This window comes from Nocardioides sp. CPCC 205120, assembly GCF_048654585.1.
Taxonomy (GTDB): Bacteria; Actinomycetota; Actinomycetes; order Propionibacteriales; family Nocardioidaceae; genus Nocardioides.
Genome location: NZ_JBMCYY010000001.1, coordinates 1,838,296 through 1,857,087, shown reverse-complemented (window position 1 = coordinate 1,857,087; position 18,792 = coordinate 1,838,296). Strand labels below are relative to the sequence as shown.

At 74.5% G+C, this 18,792-nt stretch carries 20 protein-coding genes; 11 read left to right on the top strand and 9 right to left on the bottom strand.

Annotated features, from left to right (window positions below; translation table 11 throughout):
- Positions 1–3: 3 nt before the first annotated feature.
- Positions 4–1,668 carry a DNA repair helicase XPB gene (locus ACOACO_RS08680; protein ID WP_420295837.1) on the top strand — a complete coding sequence of 555 codons (1,665 nt, stop codon included), beginning with the start codon at positions 4–6 and terminating at the stop codon, positions 1,666–1,668.
- An 18-nt stretch (positions 1,669–1,686) separates the two neighbouring features.
- Here ACOACO_RS08680 and ACOACO_RS08675 read toward each other — a convergent pair whose 3' ends face one another.
- Both ACOACO_RS08675 and ACOACO_RS08670 read right to left on the bottom strand, forming a co-directional pair.
- Positions 1,687–2,175, bottom strand: a complete 489-nt coding sequence (locus ACOACO_RS08675) for a hypothetical protein (RefSeq protein ID WP_420295836.1) — start codon at positions 2,173–2,175, stop codon at positions 1,687–1,689.
- Complete coding sequence (locus tag ACOACO_RS08670; protein WP_420295835.1) at positions 2,172–2,888, bottom strand: hypothetical protein; 717 nt, start codon at positions 2,886–2,888, stop codon at positions 2,172–2,174. The genes ACOACO_RS08675 and ACOACO_RS08670 overlap by 4 nt, the downstream gene beginning before the upstream one ends.
- A 342-nt stretch (positions 2,889–3,230) precedes the next feature.
- Here ACOACO_RS08670 and ACOACO_RS08665 point away from each other — a divergent pair, with 342 nt between their 5' ends.
- A complete protein-coding gene (locus tag ACOACO_RS08665) occupies positions 3,231–3,524 on the top strand; it encodes a hypothetical protein (RefSeq protein ID WP_420295834.1) in 294 nt (97 codons plus the stop codon).
- A 91-nt stretch (positions 3,525–3,615) separates the two neighbouring features.
- Positions 3,616–4,419, top strand: coding sequence for a nuclease-related domain-containing protein (locus ACOACO_RS08660; RefSeq protein ID WP_420295833.1), 804 nt, complete (start codon positions 3,616–3,618; stop codon positions 4,417–4,419).
- A gap of 26 nt (positions 4,420–4,445) precedes the next feature.
- On the opposite strand, the gene ACOACO_RS08655 is transcribed toward ACOACO_RS08660, so the two are convergent.
- Both ACOACO_RS08655 and ACOACO_RS08650 read right to left on the bottom strand, forming a co-directional pair.
- Positions 4,446–5,699 carry a DUF222 domain-containing protein gene (locus ACOACO_RS08655; RefSeq protein ID WP_420295832.1) on the bottom strand — a complete coding sequence of 418 codons (1,254 nt, stop codon included), beginning with the start codon at positions 5,697–5,699 and terminating at the stop codon, positions 4,446–4,448.
- 210 nt (positions 5,700–5,909) lie between these two features.
- Positions 5,910–6,428, bottom strand: coding sequence for a GNAT family N-acetyltransferase (locus tag ACOACO_RS08650; protein ID WP_420295831.1), 519 nt, complete (start codon positions 6,426–6,428; stop codon positions 5,910–5,912).
- Positions 6,429–6,553: 125 nt separating this feature from the next.
- Between ACOACO_RS08650 and ACOACO_RS08645 the strand changes: the two genes are divergently transcribed.
- The 3 genes from ACOACO_RS08645 to ACOACO_RS08635 all read left to right on the top strand — a co-directional run bounded on the left by ACOACO_RS08645 (position 6,554) and on the right by ACOACO_RS08635 (position 9,508).
- Positions 6,554–6,967, top strand: a complete 414-nt coding sequence (locus ACOACO_RS08645; protein ID WP_420295830.1) for a MerR family transcriptional regulator — start codon at positions 6,554–6,556, stop codon at positions 6,965–6,967.
- Between the two features lie 136 nt (positions 6,968–7,103).
- A complete protein-coding gene (locus ACOACO_RS08640) occupies positions 7,104–8,567 on the top strand; it encodes a SulP family inorganic anion transporter (protein ID WP_420296320.1) in 1,464 nt (487 codons plus the stop codon).
- 62 nt (positions 8,568–8,629) lie between these two features.
- Positions 8,630–9,508 carry a hypothetical protein gene (locus tag ACOACO_RS08635; RefSeq protein ID WP_420295829.1) on the top strand — a complete coding sequence of 293 codons (879 nt, stop codon included), beginning with the start codon at positions 8,630–8,632 and terminating at the stop codon, positions 9,506–9,508.
- A 43-nt stretch (positions 9,509–9,551) separates the two neighbouring features.
- Here ACOACO_RS08635 and ACOACO_RS08630 read toward each other — a convergent pair whose 3' ends face one another.
- Both ACOACO_RS08630 and ACOACO_RS08625 read right to left on the bottom strand, forming a co-directional pair.
- Positions 9,552–10,820, bottom strand: a complete 1,269-nt coding sequence (locus ACOACO_RS08630) for an aminotransferase class I/II-fold pyridoxal phosphate-dependent enzyme (RefSeq protein ID WP_420295828.1) — start codon at positions 10,818–10,820, stop codon at positions 9,552–9,554.
- A 127-nt stretch (positions 10,821–10,947) separates the two neighbouring features.
- Positions 10,948–11,289, bottom strand: coding sequence for a ribosomal protein L7/L12 (locus ACOACO_RS08625; RefSeq protein WP_420295827.1), 342 nt, complete (start codon positions 11,287–11,289; stop codon positions 10,948–10,950).
- A gap of 194 nt (positions 11,290–11,483) precedes the next feature.
- Between ACOACO_RS08625 and ACOACO_RS08620 the strand changes: the two genes are divergently transcribed.
- From ACOACO_RS08620 to ACOACO_RS08600, 5 genes are all read left to right on the top strand, one after another.
- Complete coding sequence (locus ACOACO_RS08620) at positions 11,484–12,659, top strand: RtcB family protein (protein ID WP_420295826.1); 1,176 nt, start codon at positions 11,484–11,486, stop codon at positions 12,657–12,659.
- Positions 12,660–12,747: 88 nt separating this feature from the next.
- Positions 12,748–13,722 (top strand): oxygenase MpaB family protein, encoded by a 975-nt coding sequence (locus ACOACO_RS08615; RefSeq protein WP_420295825.1) that lies wholly within the window; start codon positions 12,748–12,750, stop codon positions 13,720–13,722.
- Positions 13,723–13,726: 4 nt separating this feature from the next.
- Positions 13,727–14,251, top strand: coding sequence for a hypothetical protein (locus ACOACO_RS08610; protein ID WP_420295824.1), 525 nt, complete (start codon positions 13,727–13,729; stop codon positions 14,249–14,251).
- Positions 14,252–14,380: 129 nt separating this feature from the next.
- A complete protein-coding gene (locus tag ACOACO_RS08605) occupies positions 14,381–15,847 on the top strand; it encodes a hypothetical protein (protein ID WP_420295823.1) in 1,467 nt (488 codons plus the stop codon).
- Between the two features lie 69 nt (positions 15,848–15,916).
- Positions 15,917–16,267 (top strand): hypothetical protein, encoded by a 351-nt coding sequence (locus ACOACO_RS08600; RefSeq protein ID WP_420295822.1) that lies wholly within the window; start codon positions 15,917–15,919, stop codon positions 16,265–16,267.
- 15 nt (positions 16,268–16,282) lie between these two features.
- Here the strand turns inward: ACOACO_RS08600 and ACOACO_RS08595 are convergent, their stop codons facing one another.
- The 3 genes from ACOACO_RS08595 to ACOACO_RS08585 form a co-directional block, all read right to left on the bottom strand.
- Complete coding sequence (locus ACOACO_RS08595; protein ID WP_420295821.1) at positions 16,283–17,368, bottom strand: alpha/beta hydrolase family protein; 1,086 nt, start codon at positions 17,366–17,368, stop codon at positions 16,283–16,285.
- Between the two features lie 61 nt (positions 17,369–17,429).
- The gene (locus ACOACO_RS08590) at positions 17,430–17,978 is read right to left on the bottom strand and encodes a nucleotidyltransferase family protein (protein ID WP_420296319.1); all 549 of its coding nucleotides are present in this window, start codon (positions 17,976–17,978) and stop codon (positions 17,430–17,432) included.
- 73 nt (positions 17,979–18,051) lie between these two features.
- Positions 18,052–18,768 (bottom strand): GntR family transcriptional regulator, encoded by a 717-nt coding sequence (locus tag ACOACO_RS08585; RefSeq protein WP_420295820.1) that lies wholly within the window; start codon positions 18,766–18,768, stop codon positions 18,052–18,054.
- Positions 18,769–18,792 lie beyond the last annotated feature (24 nt).

Sequence of the window (18,792 nt, the reverse complement as noted above, 5' to 3'; positions counted from 1 at the left end):
GCGGTGAACGGCCCCCTCATCGTCCAGTCGGACAAGACGCTCCTGCTCGAGATCGACCACGAGCAGGCGGCGGAGTGCCGCAAGGCGATCGCCCCGTTCGCCGAGCTGGAGCGCAGCCCCGAGCACGTGCACACCTACCGGCTGACCCCGCTGGGGCTGTGGAACGCGCGCGCCGCGGGCCACGACGCCGAGCAGGTCGTCGACACCCTGCTGTCCTACAGCCGCTACCCCGTGCCGCACGCGCTGCTGGTCGACGTCGCCGAGACGATGGCCCGCTACGGCCGGCTGCGCCTGGAGAAGCACCCGGTGCACGGGCTCGTGCTGTCGACGACCGACCGGCCGGTGCTCGAGGAGGTGCTGCGCGCCAAGCGGGTGCAGGGCATGCTCGGCGAGCGCGTCGACCCCGACACCGTGGCCGTGCACCCCTCCGAGCGCGGCAACCTCAAGCAGGCGCTGCTGAAGATCGGCTGGCCCGCGGAGGACTATGCGGGGTACGTCGACGGAGAGGCCCACGCGATCTCGCTCAACGAGGACGAGTGGACGCTGCGGCCCTACCAGCGCGAGGCCGCCGACTCGTTCTGGCACGGCGGCTCGGGCGTCGTGGTGCTGCCCTGCGGCGCCGGCAAGACGCTCGTCGGCGCGGCGTCGATGGCGCACGCGCAGGCGACGACGCTCATCCTCGTCACCAACACCGTCAGCGCGCGGCAGTGGAAGGACGAGCTGGTCAAGCGCACGTCGCTGACGGAGGAGGAGATCGGGGAGTACTCCGGCGCGACCAAGGAGATCCGGCCCGTCACCATCGCGACGTACCAGGTGCTCACCACCAAGAGGAAGGGCGTCTACCCCCACCTCGAGCTGCTGGACGCCCGCGACTGGGGCCTCATCGTGTACGACGAGGTGCACCTCCTGCCCGCCCCCATCTTCCGGATGACGGCGAACCTGCAGGCGCGCCGGCGCATCGGCCTGACCGCGACCCTCGTGCGGGAGGACGGCCGCGAGGGCGACGTGTTCAGCCTCATCGGCCCGAAGCGGTACGACGCGCCCTGGAAGGACATCGAGAGCCAGGGCTGGATCGCGCCCGCCGACTGCATCGAGGTGCGGGTGACGCTGCCCGACGACGAGCGGCTGGTCTACGCGACCGCGGAGCCCGAGGAGCGCTACCGGCTCGCCGCCTGCACGAGCCGCAAGACGCAGGTCGTGCGCTCCCTGGTGGAGAAGCACGCCGCGCAGCCGCTGCTGGTGATCGGGCAGTACATCGAGCAGCTCGACGAGCTCGCCGCTGCCCTCGACGCGCCCGTCATCAAGGGCGAGACGACGGTCAAGGAGCGGCAGCGGCTGTTCGAGGCGTTCCGCACCGGGGAGATCCGGCGGCTCGTCGTGTCGAAGGTCGCAAACTTCTCCATCGACCTGCCGAGCGCCGAGGTCGCCATCCAGGTGTCGGGCTCGTTCGGGTCCCGCCAGGAGGAGGCCCAGCGCCTCGGCCGGCTGCTGCGCCCCGGCGACCCGGGCCCCGACGGCGAGCGCAAGGTCGCGCGGTTCTACACCGTCGTCTCCCGCGACACCGTCGACGCCGACTTCGCGCAGAACCGCCAGCGCTTCCTCGCCGAGCAGGGGTACGCGTACCGCATCCTCGACGCGGAGGACGTGATGGGACGCAACCCGAGCTGACGCCCGGGCGAGCGGGCGTCAGCCCTCGCGCCACTTCTCCTGCCGCCAGCGGTGATCGCGGACGAGCTGTCGGACGACGACCACGATCACGGTGACGCCCACCGCCACCTGCAGGAGGCGGACCGTCACGATGACGGCGTCCGGGAGACCGCCCACACCCGTGATGAGGACGAGGGCGAAGGACAGCCCGAGGAGGACCCAGAGGCGCCGCCGTTGCTGCCCGCTGGGAGGGGGTGCCGTGGCCGCGGCTGCCCGCCGCAGGCGGTCCGCCTCCAGCGAGTCCGGGTGTTGGCGGGCCCGCCGCACCCGCACGAGGACGACGGCCGACAGCACTGCCACCGCCCCCATGCAGAGGGCCGCGACCACGAGCGCCACCCGCGTCCCGCCATCCGTCCTCACCGCTCCCACACCGGCCGCGACCGCCACGACGAGGAAGCCGACGCCGTAGGCGACGACACGCGGGGGTGCGAGCACGGGTGGCAGGGGTTGCTGCTCGGGCTGGGTCACCTGTGACTCCTGGGATCGGGGCTCGGTAGGCGAGCCTCCCGATGCTGCGCGAGGAGGCGGCGCAGCGCCGTGACCACGATCCCGACGAGGAGCGCGGCGCCGACGGCCGTCGCCACCACGGCCCACCACGCCGTGAGCATCCCCTCGGCCGAGGCGAGCCCCTCGATGCCCTGCAGGAGAAGGGCCGCCGCCACGCAGGCGCCCACCACCAGCAGCGCGCCGGGCGGCGGCTGGTCGGGCGGGACCGGCGTCGCACCTCGAGCCGCTGCGCGCTCGTGCCGCTTCTTCTGCGCGGCGGACCACACGGTGGACCCCACCGTGCCCACGGTGCCCAGCACGATGAGCCACTCGGACCAGTCGAGGCTCGACCCACCACCGTCGGAATCGTTCGCCAGGAGCGTGGCCGCCGCCACCGGCGTCACGACGAGCCATACCCCGTGCATCGTCCACGACCACGGCATCTCCCCGGCGTAGTAGCCGCGCTGCCGCCGGACCTCCTTCGTCCGACGGCGGGTTCTCGCCGCGGCCACCACCGCCGTGCCGAGCCCGCCGACCGCCACCAGCCCGAGGATCACGACCAACCCCCAGACGAGGGGGTTGCGCGCGTCCTCACCAGTGGGGAACGACGCCACCGCGGCGATCAGCGAGAAGCTGCCGACGATCGCCCCCACGAGGGTGGCGGTCGCTACGGGCACCCCGTGGTCGTTCCGCATGTCTCTTACCTCCGTACGACGCGTGCGACGCGTCCGGTCTGTTCGAGGGTCGGTACCCGTGCCGCCGGTGCCGACCGGCCCTGAACCTAGCGGCCCGGGGAGGACCGGGGCCGGTGTTCGGGGCGATCGGACGGGTCCGGGCTGGGGACCGGTCTGGACCGCCGGGGTCGGACCACCCGTTCCCCTCGTGTCGACGACCGACCGGCCGATGCTCCGGCCGACTCGTGACCAGCCGCGACCCGGGGGGCGCCCGTGCTGCAGACCTTGACCTGTCCCGTGTGCAGGAACGACGTGCCGCCGAACGCGGCGAGCTGCCGCTCGTGCCACCTGCCGATCCGGGACGTGACGTCGAACCAGTCGCTGGCGCGCCCCCGGTGGTCGCGTCTGGCGCGCGTCCGGACGCGTCTGTGGGGTCTGCTCGTGTACGGCGGCGTCCTCGCGTGGTGCCTGGTCCAGCTGCCGACCGCGGCGGTGTTCGTCGTACCCGCCGTGGCCGTCGGAGCGGTGCTGCACGTCGTGCGCGGGCGCCCCATCCTCGGGGCGACCGTCTTCCTCGTGATCCTCGTCGTGGCACCGTCGCTCTTCTGGCCGTCGATGCTCACGGACGTCATGAACTCGCTCGGGTCGCGCCTCTGAGGGCGAGCCTCGGCCTCGACCGACCCGAAGTCGTAAGGACGCGCCCCACCCGGCCGAAGTCGTCCGCGACGTCTCGACGTGTGGAGCGGCCATGACCAAGTTCGACCCGTACTCCCGCCGGGAGCTCCGACGCCGCAGAGCGGCCTGGCTGCGAGCGCGGCCCAAGATGCTCGCGCTGCAGGTGGCGGTGCTGGTGGGCCTGCTCGTCGTCGTGACCACCTGCATCTGGGTGCTGCCCCTGGGGGCTGGCGGGTGGTACCTCATCGGCGTCTTCCACGCGGTCCTGGTCTGCGCCTGGCTGCACGTCCTCCACGAGAGCCACCTCGCGTTCGACAGCGACGCGATCCGCCACGTCCGGGGAGCGACCGGCGAGGAGCTCACCCGCGACGAGCTCCTGTCCGCGAAGCGGAGGCGGTTGATCTGGGGGTGGGTGGACAGCATCGGACTCGCGGTCGGCGACCTCGACCACCTCGTGGTGACCCGCCGGGGCGGCATCGTCGCCATCGACTCGAAGTGGCGCAACGCGATCGTCGACCAGGACGTCGAGACGATGGCTCGTGCCGCGCGGCGCGCGCAGGTGCGCGCCGACGGTGTCCTGCGTACCGTCCTCACCCAGGAGAAGGGCGCTCACCGCGCGCGGGTGCGCCCCGTCGCGGTCACGCCCCTCGTCGTGGTGTGGGGCGCGGCGCAGGCGGACCTGCCACCGACTGCTGAGCGCGACGGCATCCAGTTCGTGGCGGGCCGTGAGCTGCGCTCGTGGTTGCGACGCCTGGACGGGGAGGTCGTCGACAAGCGCGCAGCAGCCGACCTCCTCGGCCGCATGCGCAGCTTCCGGGCACGGTCGTCCCAGCCCTCTCGGCGAGAGGTGACGGCCGGACGCGCGACGTCGAGGTGACGGGCCGGGTAGGAGCCACTCCGGTCCTACACCCGCCGCGTGAAGCGGAGCTTCCCGGTGCCGAGCCTCTCCGTGAGGTACGCCGCGTCGTGGGCCGCGCGGTGGTGGCGGTGGCAGAGCAGCCGGCCCTGGTCCACGGTCGTGTGACCGCCCCGCGACCACGGGGTCTCGTGGTGGGCCTCGCAGCGCTGCGGTGGCGCGTCGCAGCCGTCGGCGGTGCAGGCCCCGTCGCGCACGATTAGCGCGATCCGCTGCGCCCGGCTGTGGAGGCGTGCGCCGCGCCCGAGGTCCAGGACCTCGCTGGCGGCGCCGAGGACGGCGGGCACGAGGTCCGCGCCGCACGCGAGGCGGCGTGCCTCGCCGGGCGAGATCCGGTGACCGGTGTCGAGGCTGGCGGCGGCGAGACCGCCGGTCAGGGTGTCGAGCGGCATCGTCACCACGACGGTGGCCCCGGCGCCCGCGGCGTCCGGGAGGTCCGCGTCGCGCATCCTCTCGACCAGCTCGGCGAACGCCTCCCCGCGTCGGCGCCACGACGGCCTCCGGTCGTCGGCCTCGCTGGACGCCTGGTCGTCGCGCAGGTGGTCGCGCCGGGGCGAGGCGATCGCGTCGATGATCTTGGTCAGCATCGCCCCCTGGAGCTCGGGCAGCACGAAGCGACCGTGGACGCAGCCGTGGCCGTCCTCGCGCATCGTCAGCGAGACCCTCGCGGCGGCCTCGCGCTCCTCCTTCGCGAGCAGCTCCGCCTCGCGGGCCTCGCCGACGGCCGGGGCGACGACGTCGAGGATCCGCCGGCCGAGGACGCGCAGGTCCTTCGCGTCGTGCTGTGCAGCCAGATCGACCAACGCCCGCTCGGCGTGCTGCAGCAGGTCGGCGCTCACGTCGTCGGCGAGGTCGTCGAGCGCCCGCACGATCACCTCGGCCTGGTCGGGCGCCACCTCGCCGCTCGCAGAGGCGACGGCGAGGGCGTCGTACCGCTCGTCGGCGGCCACGGCCGACCGCACCCGGCGGTGGGCCTCCGCGCGCGTCACCCGCGTGGCGTTCGCGAGCCACACCGCGGTCGACGGCGCACCGTTCTCGTCCTCGACCCGCACGGCCGCCGCGTGGGCGAGGACCCGTGCCTGCAGGGCGGCCAGCCGGTTCGCCGCGCGCTCCAGCGCGACCAGCGTCGCCCCCGTCTCGCCCGGCGAGGAGCCGAGCAGGCCGATCTCGAACCCCTCGTCCACCGCGTCGTCGAGACGCGCGAGGACCCCGGCCCAGGGGTGCAGCGCGGTCTCGGTCATGGGTCCATGACACCAGCGAGCACCGACAGTTCCGGGCCGGCCGGGCGGTCGTCCACAGGTCGGTTCCGGCGAGCGTCGGCCGCGTGGTCGCGGCTCGGCACCGCGTGGTTTCGAGGCTCGCTGGCGCGAGCACCTCAACCACCGACTAGCGCCGGCACCTCAACCACCGACTAGCGCCAGCACCTCAACCACAGAAGCAGCGCCGGCACCTCAACCACCGGAGCGGCGCGAGCGCCACACCACGGCGCGGGCGGGGTCGCCGCCGGGGCTCGGCTCGACCCGGTCGACCGTGAACCCCTCACGCTCGTAGAACGCACCCGCCCGCGCGTTGCCCGCGAAGTGCTCGACGAGCACCCGCTCCGCGTCGGCGGGCAGGTCCGACAGGAGGGCGTCGAGGAGGCGCGGGCCCAGACCGGTGCCGCGGTGCTCGGGCGCGACGTACAGCTTCCACACGACGTGGTCGGTGCCCCACCGGCCGCGCTGGGCGACCCCGACGACCTGCCCGTCCTCCTCGGCGACCACGACCAGCCCGTCGGCGACGGCCGTAGCGATGGCGTCCTCGCCCCACCAGTCGCGCACCTGCGCGGCGGCCGCCTCTGCACCGATGAGCGGGGCGTAGTGCGGTGGCACGTGCGTCGCCCCGAAGGCGCAGACCGCCGGGACGTCCGCCGCCACCGCCCGCCGTACCGCGGGCTCCCGGGGGCCCTCCGCGTCCTGTCGCACACCCATGGCCCCACCTTGCACCACGGCGCCGACGCCCCGGCGTGGTTTCGAGGCTCGCTGGCGCGAGCACCTCAACCCCCGAGGCACCTTGCACCACGGTGCCGACGCCTGTCCCCTGCCACACTGGCCCGGTGAGCGACGCACCCACCCACCTGCAGATCGGCGAGGTCGCGGCGCGGACGGGGCTGAGCCTGCGGACGATCCGCTACTACGACGAGATGGGCCTCGTGGCACCGTCGGCGCGGACGGCGGGCGGGTTCCGGCTCTACACCGAGCCCGACCTGGCCCGGCTGGGGCTCATCATGCAGATGAAGCCGCTGGGGTTCACGCTCGACCAGATGCGCGACCTGCTCGGCATCGTCGACGCCCTCGCCGCCGAATCCGCGCCCGACGCCGACCCCGACGAGCGCCGGCGCCTCCTGACCAGCCTCGCGGCCTACCACGCCGACGCGGAGGAGCGGGTGACGAAGGTACGCCGCGAGCTCGCCACCGCCGAGGCCTTCGCCGCCGACCTCGCCACCACCCTCGAACGCGCCGACACCTGACCCGGGATCGGCCCCTCGGCCCGCGGGCTGCCGTGGTCGACACCACACCCCCCGCGCTTTGCAACCCTCACGCAACGTGAGGTTTGCTGCGGCGGTGACCTCCGCCGTACCCGTGCAGCCCGCGCCCGACCACCGCGTGCGCACCGCGCTCCGCTCCCCTGCCGTGCTGCGCCGCGAGGTGGTGGCCGGCCTCGTGGTCGCCCTCGCCCTCATCCCCGAGGCGATCTCGTTCTCGATCATTGCCGGGGTCGACCCGCGCCTGGGCCTGTTCGCGTCGTTCACGATGGCCGTCAGCATCGCGTTCCTCGGGGGACGCCCCGCGATGATCTCCGCCGCCACGGGCGCGGTCGCGCTGGTCGTGGCGCCGGTGGTGCGCGACCACGGGGTGGACTACCTCATCGCCACCGTCATCCTCGGCGGCCTCATCCAGGTCGCGCTCGCGCTCGTCGGCGTCGCCCGGCTCATGCGGTTCGTGCCGCGCTCGGTGATGGTCGGGTTCGTGAACGCCCTGGCGATCCTCATCTTCACGGCGCAGCTGCCCTACCTGCGCGACGTGCCGTGGCTGGTCTACCCCCTCGTCGCGGCGGGCATCGCGATGATGGTGCTGCTCCCCCGCGTCACCGACGTCGTGCCGGCCCCGCTGGTGGCCATCGTCGTGCTGACCGCGCTCACCCTCGCCGCCGGCTGGGTGCTGCCCGACGTCGCCGACCAGGGCGAGCTGCCCGACACCCTGCCGACGTTCCTCGTGCCCGACGTGCCGTTCACGCTGGAGACCCTGGAGATCATCGCCCCCTACGCGCTGGCGATGGCGCTCGTCGGCCTGCTCGAGTCGCTGCTGACCGCCAAGCTCGTCGACGACATCACCGACACGCACTCCGACAAGACCCGCGAGTCGTGGGGCCAGGGCGCCGCCAACGTCATCACGGGGTTCACCGGCGGCATGGGCGGCTGCGCGATGATCGGCCAGACGATGATCAACGTGAAGGCCTCGGGCGCCCGCACGCGCATCTCGACCTTCTGCGCCGGCCTCTTCCTGCTCGTGCTCGTCGTGGGCCTGGGCGACGTCGTCGGCCGGATCCCCATGGCCGCCCTCGTCGCGGTCATGATCATGGTCGCGGTCGGCACCTTCGACTGGCACAGCGTCGCCCCGTCGACCCTGCGGCGCATGCCCCGCAGCGAGACCACGGTCATGCTCAGCACCGTCGTGGTCGTCGTGGCCACCCACAACCTCGCGATCGGCGTCGCCGTGGGCGTGCTCGTCGCGATGGTGCTCTTCGCCCGCCGCGTGGCGCACCTGGCACGCGTCGACCGCACGGTCGAGACCGACGCCGACGGCGAGCTCGCCCGCTACACCGTCACCGGCGAGCTGTTCTTCGCCTCCAGCAACGACCTCTACAGCCAGTTCGACTACGCCGGCGACCCCGAGCGCGTGCTCGTCGACCTGTCCGCCTCCCACGTGTGGGACGCCTCGACCGTCGCGGCGCTGGACGCGGTCGTCACCAAGTACGCCGGCAAGGGCAAGCACGTCGAGGTGGTCGGGCTGAACGAGGCGAGCGCCGGCATGCACGAGCGGCTCAGCGGCCACCTCGGCGCGCACTGACGGAACCGCGGCGGCGACCGGCGCGTCGTACGGGTAGCCACGCCCCCACGGGAGGAACCGCCATGCCCGCCACCGACTCGACCGACCCCACCGGGCACGACGGACGCGCCCGGGGCCGCCTCGTCGTCCCCGCCGTGGTGGCAGCCGTCCTCCTCGTCGCCGGCGGCGCCGTCGCGGGCGCCCTCGCCCTGCGCGGGGAGACGACCGGCGCCTCCGACCCGGGTACGGCGGGAGGCCGGGCGTCCGCCGCGGCTGACGACCGTCCGCTCCTCGAGCAGCTGTACGCCGCCGTCGCCGTGGACCCGGGCCTCGCCTTCGTCACGTTCGAGGCGGACCCGACGACGCGCACCGTCACGGCCTGGATGGCCACTGGCGAGACGGACCGCGCGACGGTGCGGACGGCGACGGCACCGGTCCTCGACCGGTTCGACCACGAGCTGACGATCGCCGACGACGGCGCCCCGCAGGACGCGGTCGTCGACGAGGCCGACCTGGTGCTCTCCGACGTGGCGACGCAGGTGCAGCAGCGCCTCGTGGCCGGCGGGTCCGGCTTCTCCTGGATCAAGCTGCACGAGGGGCTGGGCTGGGTCACCGCGTGGCGGACCACCCCTGACCCGCAGGTCGACGCCGAGCTCGTCGCGCTCGGCGCCGAGCACGGCGTCACGGTGCAGCTGCTCACCGCCCGCTACACCGAGGAGCACCTGCAGTCCGTCATGACCGGGGGCATCGGGTGGGGCAACGCCGGGAACGGGTTCGAGGTCGTCTCGATGCGCGCCCTCCCCGACGGCATCGTCGTGGAGGTCGCCGGCGACGAGACGGAGGCGGCGGCGGCGCGGGAGGCCTACGCCGACGTGCCCGAGGTGGCCCACGTCGTGGGCGGGGCCAGCCCCGTCGAGCCCCTCCCCGCCACCGCCGAGGTCGAGCTGGGCGCCACGGGCTGACCGGGTACGCCGCGCCCCACGGCACGGCGTACCCGGTCCGGGCTCAGCCCTGCAGGCTCTCCGCGGCGGCGAGCAGCACGCAGGTCGCGACGCCCTCCATCGCAGCGGTGACCTCGGCGACCGGCGGCAGCGTGGGCGCGAGGCGGATGTTGCGGTCGCGCGGGTCCTCGCCGTACGGGAACGACGAGCCGGCCGGGGTCAGCGCGATGCCGGCCTCCTTCGCGAGCTCGACCACGCGCCGCGCCGTGCCGTCGAGCACGTCGAGGCTGACGAAGTAGCCGCCCGCGGGGTCGGTCCACTCCGCGATGCCGTGCTCGGTGAGGCGCTCGCCGAGGATGCGCTGCACCTCCGCGAACTTCGGGGCGATGAGGTCGCGGTGCTTGCGCATGTGGGCGCGCACGCCCTCGGCGTCGCCGAAGAACTCGACGTGGCGCAGCTGGTTCACCTTGTCGGGGCCGATGGAGTAGAAGCCGAGCCCCTCGAGGTAGGCCGCGACCGTCGCCTCGGACCCGGCGAGGAACGCGACACCGGCGCCCGCGAACGTGATCTTCGAGGTGGAGGCGAACATGACGACGCGGTGCGGGTTCCCGGCCTCGGCGGCCAGCGCCAGGATGTCGGGGGTGGCCGTCTCCACGTCGGTGAGGTGATGCACCGCGTACGCGTTGTCCCACAGGATCGTGAAGTCGGGCGCCGCCGTCGGCATCGAGGCCAGCGTGCGCGCCACGTCCTCCGAGCACACCGAGCCCGTCGGGTTCGCGTAGGTCGGCACGAGCCACATGCCCTTGATGGTCGGGTCGTCGGCGACCATCGCCGCGACGACCTCGGTGTCGGGGCCCTCGTCGTTCAGCGGCACCGGCACGAGCTCGATGCCGAGGCGGTCCGCGAGCGCGAAGTGGCGGTCGTAGCCCGGCACGGGGCACAGGAACCGCACGACGTCCTCGACGCCCCACGGCTCCGGGCTGTCCGGACGGCCGTAGAGCAGCGACTGCACGAGGGTGTCGTGCATGAGCGTCAGGCTCGAGTTGCCGGCGGCGACGACGTTGGCCGGCGAGGTGCCGAGCAGCTCGGCGAAGATCGCGCGCAGCTCGGGCAGGCCCGCGAGCCCGCCGTAGTTGCGCACGTCCGTGCCGTCGGCGGCGACGTGGCCCGACGGCAGCGACAGCAGGGCCTCGGAGAGGTCCAGCTGCTCCGGCGACGGCTTGCCCCGCGTCAGGTCCAGCTGGAGACCCTTCGCCTTCAGCTCCGCGTACGCCGCGCGCTGGGCGTCGGCGAAGGCGGCGAGGTCGGCAGGGGCGAGGTCGGGCAGCGCCATCAGGGGCTCACTCTCATCGGTCGCGGTGCAGGCCGGGCACGATCATCGCAGGCCCGGGACCCCGGTGCCCGCCGGTGGGTCCCGACGTCCGCCGTCCGGACACCCGGGCAGCGGTGTCCCCGAGGCCTCAGGCGCCCGGCGACCCGCGGTGCACGACGCGGGCGGTGGCGCCGGCCTCCTCCAGCACGCGGCGCGCGGCCTCGGCGCTGCCGGCCGAGATGCCGGTCGACAGCACGACGGGCGGGCGGTCGGTGGCCTGCTTGGCCGGCACCAGCTTCCAGCCGGTGATCTGGCGGACGGCCTTGACGACCGCCACCGGCCGCGGGCCGGTCGCGAGGAGCTCGACGGCGTGCTCGCCCGGTTGCGACAGGCTCTCGAGGGGCCAGGGCCGCGTGAACCGCTGCCAGCGCGCCCGCAGCGACCCCGCCGGCTCGTGGCGCCCACCCGTCCCGTTCGTCTCCCCGCGCATGCCTCCCATGGTGCCGGGCACCGGCTCGCCACGCATGCGCGCAGGCACGTCGACTCGGCCACACGCACACCGATTTGGCGTCGTGCAAGGCGTTTCGCGGCACCTACGGTGCGGTGCGCGGCGGCCGGGTGGTCGCCGTACCCGCGCCGACCGGGGGCGGGACGACACCGGAGAGGGACGACGGCAGGACGACGATGGAGCAGATCACCCCGACGCTCATGAGCTGGGCGTCGATCCTCGAGGAGGACACCCGCGCGCAGGCGGTCACGACGGCGACCATGCCGTTCATCCACCCGCACGTGGCCCTGATGCCCGACGCGCACCTCGGCCTCGGCGCCACCGTGGGGTCGGTCATCCCGACCCTCGGCGCCGTCATGCCCGCGGCCGTCGGCGTCGACATCGGCTGCGGCATGATCGCGGTCCGCGCGGCGTGGACGACCGACCGGCTGCCCGCCGACCGGCGCGCGCTGCGCGAGGCGATCGAGCGCGCGGTGCCGCTCTCGGCCGGCGCCGCGAACCGCGACGTCAGCCGCGACCACACCCGCGCCCGCCTCGACGACCTGGCGGCCCGGGCGGAGGCGGCCGGGTTCGACCCCGCCCGCTACGCCGGCCGGTGGGAACTGCAGCTCGGCACGCTCGGCTCGGGCAACCACTTCATCGAGGTGACCGCCGACGAGCGGCACCGGGTGTGGCTGTTCCTGCACTCCGGCTCCCGGGGCGTGGGCAACAAGATCGCCCAGCGGCACATCGCGGTCGCGCGCCGGCAGTGCGAGCAGGCCGGCGTGGACCTGCCGCACCGCGACCTCGCCTACCTGACCGAGGGCACCCGCGAGTTCGACCGCTACATCACCGAGATGCAGTGGGCGCAGCACTACGCGCTGCTCAACCGCGAGGAGATGATGGACCGCGTCGTCGCGGAGTTCTCCGCGTGGGTCGGGGAGCCGGAGCCGGTCGAGCGCCTCGAGTCCATCAACTGCCACCACAACTACACCGAGCCGGAGGAGCACTTCGGCCGGCAGGTGTGGCTCTCGCGCAAGGGCGCCATCAACGCGGAGGAAGGGCGCCCGGGTCTCATCCCCGGGTCGATGGGCACGGCGTCGTACGTCGTGGTGGGCCGCGGCAACGCCGACGCGCTCCACTCGGCGCCCCACGGCGCGGGCCGGGAGTACTCGCGGACGCGCGCCCGCAAGACGTTCACCCGCGAGCAGCTGCGCGAGGCCATGGCGGGCATCGAGTACCGCGACACCGACGCGTTCCTCGACGAGATCCCGGCGGCCTACAAGCCCATCGACCGGGTGATGGAGGACGCCGCCGACCTCGTGCGAGTGCGCCACGTGCTGCGCCAGCTCGTCAACGTCAAGGGCGACTGAGCGGTACGGCGGGCGGGCGCCCGCCGCCGCGGGGCGGGTGCGGGGCGGGGCGCTGGTCCGGGCACCGGCCGCGGGGCACGATGGAGGGATGCGCGTCCCCCTGATCGGTCCCGTGGTCGGCCCCGTGCTGTCCCCCGTGCTCACGCCGGTGGTGGGCCCGGTGGTCGCGGACGCCCGGCAGCGCCTCGGCGAGGCCATCTTCACCCGGGTCGCAGGGCCGGACGGTGCACGTGCGCGCACCCGGATCCACGGCCGGCCCGGCCCGCGGCGCTTCTCGGTCGACGACCCCATCGCCCGGGTGCACGGCGACGCGTCGATGTTCGTCGGCGGGATGCGGGCGCTCATGCTCCAGACGCTGCACCCCTCGGCGATGGCCGGCGTGGCGCAGCACTCGTCCTACCGCGAGGACATGTGGGGGCGGCTCAACCGCACCGCCACGTTCCTCGCCACCACCACCTTCGCGACCGACGCGGACGCCGACGCGGCGATCGGCGCGATCCGCCGCATCCACGAGCGCATCACGGGCACCACGCGCGACGGGGTGCCCTACGCCGCCTCCGACCCCCACCTGCTGCGCTGGGTGCACGTGGCCGAGATCGACAGCTTCCTCGCCGCCCACCGCAGGTACGGCGCCCAGCCGCTCTCGCCGGAGGACACCGACACCTACGTCGCGCAGGCCGCCCACGTCGCCGAGGCGCTCGGCGCCACCGACGTGCCCCGCAGCCGCGCCGAGCTCGACGAGGTGCTGGCCGCCTACCGCCCCGAGCTGCGCTCCACCCCCGAGGCGCGCGAGGCCGTGCGCTACCTGCTGCTCAAGCCGCCGCTTCCGCTGCCGGCCCGCGCGCCGTACGGCGTGCTCGCCGCCGCCGCGGTCGGCCTCATGCCGGCCTGGACGCGGCTGCCGCTGCGCCTGCCCTACCTGCCGCTGACCGAGCGCACCGTCGTGCCCGTGCTGGGGCGCCTCTCGACCTCGACGGTCCGCTGGGCGATGACCTCGGACCGGGACGCGGTCGACGAGCTGCGCTCTTCCGCCACCACGGGGGCCACCGACGCGCCAGGATGAGCACGTGCACCCGCCGCCGTACCAGCCGAAGCAGCCGTCCCAGCAGCCCCACCAGCCGCAGCCCCAGCAGCCGCCCCCGCCGACGCCGTACGCCCAGCAGCCCCCGCAGCGGGGCTACGCTCCGCAGCCCCACCCGCAGCACGACCCGCAGCAGGCGTACCCGCCGGCTTGGCTGGACCTGCACGTGGCGGGCAGCCGGTGGACGTCGGCGTTGAACGGACCACGGGCGACGGTCAACGGGGAACGCATCCCCGTCGACTTCGGCGCCAACCGCGTCCCGATCGCGCCCGGCAACGTGCAGGTCGACTGCTACCTGAACTGGATCTTCGAGCAGGGCAGGGCGTCGATCCGCTTCCAGTGCCGTCCCGGCGACGTCGTCCCGGTCTACTACGCGCCCACCTTCATCGCGTTCGCCAAGAGCCGGATCGCCCACGTGCCGCAGGAGCGGCCCGGGCTCGTCTGGTTCGTGCTGCTGATGGCTCTCCTGCTGCCGCTGACTGCCTTCAACCTGTGGAACCTCTTCCGCTGAGGCGGCCCGCCCGCGCCCGGCGATCTTCTCCGTCACTTGCGACCTTCTTGATGCCGGGCGCAGGAGGGCGACCCTAGGCTGGCGGCGGCGCGCGCCCGGCTGCGCCCTTCCCTCCCCGGAGTCTGCCTGATGCCTGCTGCCCTGCCCCCCGTGCGTCGCCACGCGCTCGCCGCCCTCGTCGCGCTGCTCGTGCTCGTCGCCGGCGCGGTCGTGGCGGTCGGCTCCACGTCCATCGGCTCGCGGGCCGAGGCCGCGACCGCGACGAACGCCCGCCTCGTCGGGGCGATCCGCCAGGCGAACGGGCAGCTGTGGGGCGGGGCCGTGAGGGTCACCCTCTTTGACCGCAACTGGAAGCAGCTGGGCTACACGACGGCGCGCTCGACGTACTCCATCCCCGTCGTCGCCGGCACCTACCGGATCCAGGTGACCGACACCCGCCCGACGTACGACACCAATCGGTTCGCGCCCGCCGACCTCTACGTCCCCGTCGTCCCGGGCCAGACCCGCCAGGCCGACGCGGTCATGCGCAAGGGCGTCAGCATCACCGGCACCGTCACCACCGGCGGCGGGGTCGGCTCCTACGCCCGCGTCGTCGCGGCCAACCAGTACGGCCAGTCGTTCGAGACCACGGCGAACAACCGGGGCCAGTTCGCGGTGGCGGGCATGCCGTCGGGCAACTACTCCGTCTTCACCTACGACGCGCGCCGCCAGTGGGCCGCCGGGAGCACCTACCTGCCCAGCCGCCGCGTCGGGCTCAACACGAACATCGCGATCAAGCTCGGCTACCGCGCCGGCTCGCTCGTCGTGAACGTCGTCGGCGGCGGCCAGGACCTGCGCGGCACCGGCTGGGTGACGGCGACCAACCGCAGCAGCGGCCAGTGGTACGTCGCGCGCGCCACCAACGGCACCGTCAACTTCGCCGGCGTCGCGCCCGGCGCCTACAACGTCACCGTCCCCGACATGGGCAACTACCTGGGCCGCACCGGCGCCCTGCCGGGCGGGCGCCACGTGCCCGCCGGCGGCGTGCTGTTCTCCGCCTTCGAGCTGGTGCAGCGCGGCGGCAGCGTCACCGGCTCGGTCACCGACGCCCGCGTCACCGACCGCGGCCTGCCCAGCGTGCTCGTGCGCCTCTTCGACAAGTACGGCGCGCCCGTCGGCAGCGCGTGGACCTCCCCGAGCGGCCGGTTCACCATCGCGGGCGCCCTGCGCAGCAACGGCGGCTACAAGCTCGTGCTCGAGCGCCCCGATGGCGGCTGGGTGAAGTTCGGGCCCGGCGGCAACGACCAGTGCCAGTACGCCGGCCTGACCACGACCGCGTTCACGATCCGCCAGGGCCAGGTCGCCAACGTCGGCCGCCTCGGCCTGCGTGCCGTCGGCCACCCGCAGAACACGCTGTGCGTCCCGGCGGAGACCACGCCGCCCACCGCGTCGCCGACCACCGCGCCGACCACCGCGCCCACCACCGCCCCGACGACGGCGCCCACCACCGGGACCACCACGGCTCCGACGAGCACGCCGACCACGACCGCCCCGGCCCCCACCAGCGAGCCGACGGCCACGGTCACCGTCACCGTGACGGCCACGCCGACGCCCTGAGGCCGCGGCGCCCCCGCCGCCCGGCGGCCCGGGGGCGCGGTGGTTGAGCGCGGCCGGAGAATGGACGGCATGTCCGACGTCGAGCTGCTCTCCGCCCGCGCCCTCGTGCTCTCCGACCTGGGAGCGCGTGGCTTCGCGGACGCGGAGGGCGTGTCGCTGCTGGAGCAGGCGCTCTCGGAGCGCCGCTGGTGGGTCGAGCAGTGGCCCGACGGCCTCGTCTTCGTCGCGGGCCTCGTGGCCACCGACGTGCAGGACGCCCTGCTCGACCGCGGGTCGCGGTGGCCGACCTGCACCACCTGCCCCTCGGTGGAGGAGCACGCGCTGCGCGTCGACCCCGAGATCGGCGGGCCCGACCCGCACTGGGTCTGCGAGACCACGGGCCAGGCGATCGCGCCGCTCGGCCGGCTCACCGCCGCCTGACGCGCCCGGGCGGCCTCAGCCGCCGGTGAGGTGCTCGCCCAGGAACGCGATCGTGCGTTCCATCGACACCTCGAACTGCGGGCCGAACGCGTGCCCCTCCCCCGGGTAGGTCAGCAGCGTGCTGTCCACCCCGGCGGCGGTGAACGCCGCCTGCGTCTCCTGCGACCACACGAGCGGGCAGGTGTCGTCCGCGGTCCCATGGTGGATGAGGACGGGCTCGCTGATGCGGTCGGCGTACGTGCGGGCCGACAGCCCTGCGTAGAACGCGGGGTTCTCCTCCGGGGTCCCGACGCCCGCGGTGAGCCGCTCCACCACGTCGGCCCGCTCGGGCACCGCCCAGCGCTCGTAGTTGTCGACGAAGTCCGAGCTCACCGGCGCGAAGACGACCGCCGCGTCGACGAGGCCCGGCTGGGTGACGAGCACGTTGTAGGCCACCGCCCCGCCCATCGAGCGACCGACCACCGCGGTCCGGTCGGCGTCCACGACCGTCTCCCGCTCCAGCGACCGCACGGCGTTCACGACGTCGCGGGTGTAGCCGAGCCGCGACTCCCGGTCGAGGTCGCCCGCGGGCGACGACGCCGCGTGGCCCCGGTAGTCGGTGTGGAGCACGACGTACCCCGCCCGGGCGAGCCGGTCCTGCTCGCGGCGCATGCCCTGGCCGGTGACGTAGGCCGACGGCTCGATGTACCCGTGCGCGAGCACCACGGCCGGGAACGGACCGGGACCCTCGGGCACCAGCAGCACGCCCGAGACCGTCGTGCCAGAGCTGTCGTAGGTGACCTCGAAGCGCTGGTACGGCCCCTCCGCCGCCGTCTCCCGCACCCGCTGCAGCGGGCCCCCGACCATCTCCTCACGCATCAATGTGGGCAGCGACAGCTCGTGGGGCGCGGCGGGGAGGGCGTCGGCCGTACCAGTCGCGGAGGGCGCCGACGAGGGCGCCGAGCCGGCCGCGAAGGAGGTCGTGGTGGACGGGCTCGGTGCCTCCGCCTCCTCGCGCGGCGCGCCGCTGCAGGCCGCGAGGGCGAGCACGAGCACGAGGGAGGCGGCCGGTACGGCGCGCCGGCACCGGCGGGCGGGCCGGTGCGGCGCGAGCGGCGTCATGTCTCCTCCTGCGCGGGCGGACCCGGCCAGCGTAGCCAGCGGCTGCGTCAGGCCGGCTGCGTCAGGGGCGGCTGTCGACGTCGGCGCCGCCGGCGAGGTCGCCGCACCACACGGCCGTGGCGCCGACCTGCGCCAGCAGCCGCCGCGCGCCCTGGTCGCCGCCGGCGACGGCGCCCGCGGCGTCGAGGTGGTCGCGGCCGAGCAGCACGGGGTGGCCGGGTCGGGGGTCGGCCGGGTCGCCGTACGCCGCGCGCGCCGCCGTCGCCGGGCCCCGCCACGCGGCGAGGACCCGCCGTACGACGTCGGGACCCACGTCGGGCAGGTCGACCAGGTGCACGAGCACGCCGGGGGCATCGGGCGGTACGGCGGCCAGTCCCGCCCGCAGCGAGGCGCCCATGCCGTCCGCCCAGTCGGACGCGACCACGACGTCCCCGGCCGGGTGCGGGGCCGGGCCGTCGTCGAGGAGGGCACGCGCCGCCTCGGCCTCGGCGCCGAGCACGACGAGGACCCGGGCGCAGCCGCCGGCGCGCAGCGTGGCGACGGAACGGGTCAGCCAGTCGTCGACGAGGGCCTTCGGCCGGCCCATCCGCCGGCCCGCGCCGGCCGCCAGCAGCAGGCCGACGACGGGCGGGGCCTCGACGGGCGGGGCCGGGGCGGGAGCGACGGGGTCGATGGCGACGGGTTCAGTCGTCGCTGAGCTGCACGTAGAGCGTGAAGCGGTCGGAGCGGTAGACGGAGCGCGACACCTCCACGACCTTGTCGCCCGCGACGGCGCGGCGCGCGACGCGGAGCACCGGCGTACCCAGCGGGATCTCGAGGGCCTGGGCCTCCTCGGCGGTCGGCACGTCGGCCGTCACCGAGTCCTCCGCCCAGCTCGGGCGCAGGCCGCGCATCGACAGCGCGTGGTAGAGGCTCGTGGGCATGCCGCTCTGCAGGAAGCCGGGGAGCAGCACCTCGTTGAGGTAGGCGTCCTCGACGCACATGGGCTGGCCGTCGGCCCGCCGCAGGCGCTTCCAGTGGATGACGGCGTCACCCTCGGTGAGGTCGAGGGCCCGGGCGACGCCGGGGCCCGCCTGCTCGCGCCGCGCCAGGATGGTCTGCGACTCGGGCAGGAGCCCGCGGCGCTGCATCTCGGAGGTGTAGCTGAGCAGGCGCCCCACCTGGTTGCGGGGCTTGGCCACGAACGTGCCCCGTCCGGGCATCCGCTCGAGGAGGCCCTCCGCGACGAGCGCGTCCATGGCCTGGCGCACCGTCATGCGTGCGACGCCGAAGCGCTGCACCAGCTCGCGTTCCGAGGGCGCCGGCGTACCCGGCGCGCACTCGCCCACGAGGTCCCGCACGTACTCCCGCACCTGCACGTGCTTGAGCGGCTCCCGCTCGACCACCACCGTGTTGTCCACGAGGGTCACCGTAAGGACCCCGGG